The 5,914-nt window shown below is 71.8% G+C and carries 3 protein-coding genes and 1 tRNA gene; 2 read left to right on the top strand and 2 right to left on the bottom strand.

Annotated features, from left to right (window positions below; genetic code table 11):
- Positions 1-107 precede the first annotated feature (107 nt).
- Positions 108-1,001 carry a hypothetical protein gene (locus tag ACFRQN_RS39525; RefSeq protein WP_074002056.1) on the bottom strand — a complete coding sequence of 298 codons (894 nt, stop codon included), beginning with the start codon at positions 999-1,001 and terminating at the stop codon, positions 108-110.
- Entirely contained in the window at positions 998-1,516 is a 519-nt protein-coding gene (locus tag ACFRQN_RS39520) for a SigE family RNA polymerase sigma factor (protein ID WP_049654070.1), read from the bottom strand. The genes ACFRQN_RS39525 and ACFRQN_RS39520 overlap by 4 nt, the downstream gene beginning before the upstream one ends.
- A gap of 149 nt (positions 1,517-1,665) precedes the next feature.
- On the opposite strand from ACFRQN_RS39520, the gene hrpA reads away from it, so the two are divergent.
- On the top strand, positions 1,666-5,646 hold the full coding sequence (gene hrpA / locus ACFRQN_RS39515) for an ATP-dependent RNA helicase HrpA (protein WP_369808314.1): 3,981 nt from the start codon (positions 1,666-1,668) through the stop codon (positions 5,644-5,646).
- A gap of 156 nt (positions 5,647-5,802) precedes the next feature.
- A tRNA-Asp gene (locus tag ACFRQN_RS39510) sits at positions 5,803-5,876 on the top strand.
- The last annotated feature ends 38 nt before the right edge of the window (positions 5,877-5,914 follow it).

Below are 5,914 nucleotides of genomic sequence, written 5' to 3'. Positions count from 1 at the left end.
GATGGGCGGTGGGGCCGGGCGGCGTTGACCGTGTTCCTGGCGCCTGAGTAGGGTCGCGGACGGCGGGCTCGGTTCCGTCGAGCCCGCCATCCGGCCCGGTCAGGTGGTCAGGAGGTCCGGAGCCAGCTGTCGGTGCTGCTCACCACCGAGCCGTCCGCCGCGTACTGGGTGATCTTCGCGGCGTCGGTGCCCGGCTTCGCCACCACGCCGTAGTAGCGGAACGGGGAGTCCCCGACGGCGACCGGCACCGCCTCGGTGGTGCCGCCGGTCTTCCAGTCGACCGCGACCTTCGCGACCTCGGCCCGGACCCCTTCGATCACCACCGGCGGGATGCCCGTCGCGTGCTTGAGGCCGAGCGACGCGCCGCCGACCGCGGCCGGGTACCCGCCCGGGGAGGAGACCGCGTGCACGGAGTCGTCGGCCTGCCGCTTGCCGTCCACCGTGTAGTAGTAGTTCACCTCGTCGATGCCCGCGTCCCAGTTGCTGTCGACGTCGCTCTGCCTGACCGGCTTCACGTCCGGGTTGACGGCGTACCGCTCCGCCCGGATCAGCTGCGCCTGCTTGAGGGCGCCCTCCTTCGTGGGGGAGGTCGGCCACAGCGCCACCCAGGCCTCCCAGGCGTGGCCGTTCGCGGTGCCCTCGCCGACCTTGACCCGGGTGGGGTTGAACGGGTCCCGGGCGCCGGGCGCCTTCGGGGTGGCCGTGCCGCCCGCGGAGCCGGGGACGGCCACGTCGGTGGCCGAGGCCGCGACCACGGTCGAGACGGCCTGCCGGCCGCGCTCGCCGAGCACCGCCGTCCCCCCGGCGATCCCGGCGACCAGCGCCGCCGCCACCCCGGCGGTCAGCAGCCGCCGGCGCCGCAGCCGCCGCCGGCCCCCGGCGACCAGCCGGTCGTACGGGACCGTCCCGGTCTCGACGCTGCCGGCCAGTTCGCCCAGGGCCCGTACGGTGGCCGGCTCGTCGCCGCCCGCCTCGTCCCCGGGCAGGTACTGGTTGCTCATCTTGCCCCTCCGATGCTCGTCAGTCCGATGAGTGAGGAGGCCCCGCGGAGTTTGGCCAGCCCTCGGGCCGCCTGGCTCTTCACCGTCCCGACCGAGCAGCCCATGGCCTCCGCGGTCTGGGTCTCGCTGAGGTCCTCCCAGTAGCGCAGCACCACGGCCTGGCGCTGCCGCGGCGGCAGGGTGCCGAGCGCGGCGAGCAGCACGGCCCGGTCGTCCGGGTCGGTGCCGGCCGGCGCGGGCCGGTCCGGGAACTCGGTGACCGGGTACTCGACCAGCCGCCGCCGGAACCGCCGGGCGTGCTCGTTGATCACGATCCGGCGCACGTAGGCGTACGGATCGTCCGCGGCGCGCACCCTGTTCCAGGCCGCGTACGCCCGTTCCAGCGCCTGCTGGACCAGGTCCTCGGCGCCGTGCCGGTCCCCCGCGAGCAGGTACGCCGTCCTGAGCAGCCGTGACCAGGCGCTGCCGACGAACGTCCGGAACTCCTCGTCCCGGGCGGTCTTGTGGGCTCCCATGAGCACCTCCTCACCCCCCAGAGCCCGGGACGGCCGTGGACCGTTGCCCGGCGTTCGCGATTCGCCGCTCACGGCTGTGACACTGGAGGGGCTCGAAAACCGAGGTGCGCTCCGCCGTGCCTCCTTGCGAACCTAGAGGGATGCCCGCAGTGAGTTCTCCCGCAGTCCAGTCCGCCACCGTACCCGCCGAGGGCGGCCCCGGAATCGGCGAGCTGGCCGCCCGTCTGCCCGAGCTGACCCTGCGCGATCAGGTGCGGATCGGGCGCCGGCTGGAGGGGGCCCGTCGGGTCCGCAAGCCCGAGGCCCGGCAGAAGGTCGCCGCCGAGATCGCCGCCGACATCGACCGCGCCGAGCTGGTCGTCGAGCGCCGCCGGAAGGCCGTGCCGGAGATCGGCTATCCCGCCGAGCTCCCGGTCAGCCAGAAGAAGGACGAGATCCTGGCGGCGATCCGGGACCACCAGGTGGTGATCGTCGCGGGCGAGACCGGCTCCGGCAAGACCACCCAGATCCCGAAGATCTGCCTGGAGCTGGGCCGCGGCGTGCGCGGCCTGGTCGGCCACACCCAGCCGCGCCGGATCGCCGCCCGCACGGTGGCGGAGCGGGTCGCGGAGGAGCTGGACAGCCCGCTCGGCGAGGCGGTCGGCTGGAAGGTCCGGTTCACCGACCAGGTCGGCCAGGACACCCTGGTCAAGCTGATGACGGACGGCATCCTGCTCGCGGAGATCCAGACCGACCGCGACCTGCACCAGTACGACACCCTGATCATCGACGAGGCGCACGAGCGCAGCCTCAACATCGACTTCATCCTCGGCTACGTCAAGCAGCTGCTCCCCCGCCGCCCGGACCTCAAGGTCGTGATCACCTCCGCGACCATCGACCCGGAGCGCTTCGCCCGCCACTTCGGCGACGCCCCGATCGTCGAGGTCTCCGGGCGCACCTACCCGGTGGAGGTCCGCTACCGGCCGCTCGCCGAGGACGGTGACGACGAGGCGGACGAGGTCGACCGCGACCGGGACCGGGACCAGGTCCAGGCGATCTGCGAGGCCGCCGAGGAGCTCCAGGCCGAGGGCCCGGGCGACATCCTGGTCTTCCTCTCCGGCGAGCGCGAGATCCGCGACACCGCGGACGCCCTCGACAAGCTGAAGCTGAAGAACACCGAGGTCCTGCCGCTGTACGCCCGGCTCAGCTCGGCCGAGCAGCACAAGGTCTTCCAGCGCTCGCGCAGCCGCCGGATCGTGCTGGCCACCAACGTCGCCGAGACCTCGCTGACCGTCCCCGGCATCAAGTACGTGATCGACCCGGGCACCGCCCGGATCTCCCGCTACAGCCACCGCACCAAGGTGCAGCGGCTGCCGATCGAGGCGATCAGCCAGGCCAGCGCCAACCAGCGCAAGGGCCGCTGCGGCCGCACCTCGGACGGCATCTGCATCCGGCTCTACTCGGAGGAGGACTTCCTCTCCCGCCCCGAGTTCACCGACGCCGAGATCCTGCGCACCAACCTGGCCTCGGTGATCCTCCAGATGACCGCGGCCGGCCTCGGCGACATCGCCGCCTTCCCGTTCCTGGACCCGCCGGACTCGCGCAACATCAAGGACGGCGTCCACCTGCTGCACGAGCTGGGCGCGCTGGACCCGGACGAGAAGGACCCGCGCAAGCGCCTGACCGCGCTCGGCCGCAAGCTCGCCCAGCTCCCGGTGGACCCGCGGATGGCCCGGATGGTGCTGGAGGCGGACCGCAACGGCTGCGTCCGCGACGTCATGGTGATCGCCGCCGCGCTCTCCATCCAGGACCCGCGCGAGCGCCCGGCCGAGAAGCGCCAGGCCGCCGACGAGCGGCACAAGCGGTTCAACTCGGAGACCTCCGACTTCCTCTCCTACCTGGCGATGTGGCGCTACGTCCGGGAGCAGCAGCGGGAGCTCTCCTCCTCGGCGTTCCGCCGGATGTGCAAGTCGGAGTTCCTCAACTACCTGCGGATACGGGAGTGGCAGGACATCTACGTCCAGCTGCGCACCGTCGCCAAGCAGTTGGGCGTCACGATCGAGGAGCCGCACGAGGACGCCGAGCCGGACGCCGACCGGATCCACCAGTCGCTGCTGGCCGGCCTGCTCTCCCACATCGGCCTGTTCGACGTGGAGAAGCGCGAGTACGGCGGCGCGCGCGGCGCCCGCTTCGCGGTCTTCCCGGGCTCCGGCCTGTTCAAGAAGCCGCCGCGCTGGGTGATGTCGGCCGAGCTGGTGGAGACCTCCCGGCTCTGGGCGCGGATCAACGCGAAGATCGAGCCGGAGTGGGTCGAACCGCTGGCCGGCCACCTGATCAAGCGGAGCTACAGCGAGCCGCACTGGGAGAAGAAGGCCGGCGCCGTCATGGCGTACGAGAAGGTGACCCTCTACGGGATGCCGGTCGTCGCCCAGCGCAAGGTCAACTACGGGCGGATCGACCCGGAGCTCTGCCGCGAGCTGTTCATCCGCAACGCGCTGGTCGAGGGCGACTGGGAGACCCACCACCGGTTCTTCGCGGAGAACCGCAAGCTGCTCGGCGAGGTCGAGGAGCTGGAGAACCGGGCCCGCCGCCGGGACATCATGGTCGACGACCAGACCCTGTTCGAGTTCTACGACGCCCGGCTGCCCGAGGAGGTCGTCTCCACCCGGCACTTCGACTCCTGGTGGAAGAAGGCCCGGCACGAGCAGCCGGACCTGCTGAACTTCGAGAAGTCGATGCTGATCAACGACGCCGCGGGCGGCGTCACCGAGGCCGACTACCCGGACCACTGGCAGCAGGGCAAGCTCCGCTTCAAGCTGACCTACCAGTTCGAGCCGGGCAGCGACGCGGACGGCGTGACGGTGCACATCCCGCTGCCGGTGCTCAACCAGGTCACCGCGGAGGGCTTCGACTGGCAGATCCCCGGTCTGCGGGAGGAGCTGGTCACCGCGTACATCAAGTCGCTGCCGAAGGCGGTCCGCCGCAACTTCGTCCCGGCGCCGGACTTCGCCAAGGCGGCGCTGCGCGCGGTGAAGGACCGCCAGGAACCGCTCCTCCCGGCCCTGGAGCACGCCCTGAAGCGCCTGACGGCGGTCACCGTGCCCCCGGAGGCCTGGGACGACGAACGGGTCCCCGACCACCTCAAGGTGACCTTCCGGGTGGTGGACGGGCGCCGCAAGCTCGCCGAGTCCAAGGACCTGGAGGAGCTGCGGCTGAAGCTCAAGCCCAAGCTCAAGGAGACGCTCTCCTCGGCCGCCTCCGGCCAGGGCATCGAGCAGAGCGGGCTGACCGCCTGGCCGGCCTCGCTGCCGGTGCTCCAGCGCACCTTCGAGCAGCGCTCGCGCGGCCACTCGATGCGCGCCTACCCGGCGCTGGTGGACGAGGGGCCGTCGGTCGGCGTCAAGCTGTTCGACACCCCGGAGGCGCAGGCCCGGTCGATGTGGGAGGGGACGCGGCGGCTGCTGACGCTGACCACCAACTCCCCGGCCAAGTCGATCCAGGGCCGGCTGGGCAACCAGGCGAAGCTGGCGCTCTCGCACAGCCCGCACGGTTCGATCACCGCCCTGTTCGAGGACGTGGTGTCGGCCGCGACGGACCGGCTGATGGCCCTGAACGGCGGCCCGGCCTGGGACGAGGCGGCCTTCGGGAAGCTGCACGACAAGGTGCGCGCGGACCTGTACGACCTGTCCGCGGACACCACCCTGAAGACGGCCACCGCGCTGATCGCCTTCCACAAGGCCTCGACCCGGCTGAAGTCGGTGAGCAGCCCGGTGCTGCTGAACGCGGTGAACGACGTCCGGCTGCACCTGGCCTCGCTGGTGCACCCGGGCTTCGTGACGGCCACCGGCTGGCAGCGGCTGCCGGACCTCAAGCGCTACCTGCTGGCGGTGGACCGCCGCCTGGAGGCGCTGCCCAACCACCCGCAGCGGGACGCCCAGCAGCTGCTGAAGGTGCAGCAGGTCCAGCAGGCGTACGGGGAGCTGCTGGCGGCGGTGCCGGCCGGGCACCAGCCGTCCGCGGAGGTGCGGGCGATCCGCTGGATGATCGAGGAGCTGCGGGTCAGCTTCTTCGCCCAGTCGCTGGGCACGCCGAGCCCGGTCTCGGAGAAGCGGATCATGAAGGCGATGGACGCGGCGCGGGCGACGCTCTGACCCGGGCGGGGGCGGGTGACCGCCCCCGCCGGTGCTGTGAGCTGCGGACGGGTGCGGGTGGGCGTTCAGGAGCCAGTTCGACCTGGGGGCCCACCATGGGCTACAGTCTGTCTTGTTCGCAGCGCGGCAAGCGAGTGAACGAGATCAGGAAACCCTGGTCCCGTGGAGCAGTTGGTTAGCTCGCCACCCTGTCAAGGTGGAGGTCGCGGGTTCAAGTCCCGTCGGGATCGCCGCAACGCGAGAGGCCCGGAACCGTCAGGTTCCGGGC

The sequence above is a fragment of the Kitasatospora sp. NPDC056800 genome (assembly GCF_042789775.1).
Lineage (GTDB): Bacteria > Actinomycetota > Actinomycetes > Streptomycetales > Streptomycetaceae > Kitasatospora.
Note: the sequence above shows the minus strand (reverse complement) of the source record. Positions and strands in the feature narration are given on the sequence as shown.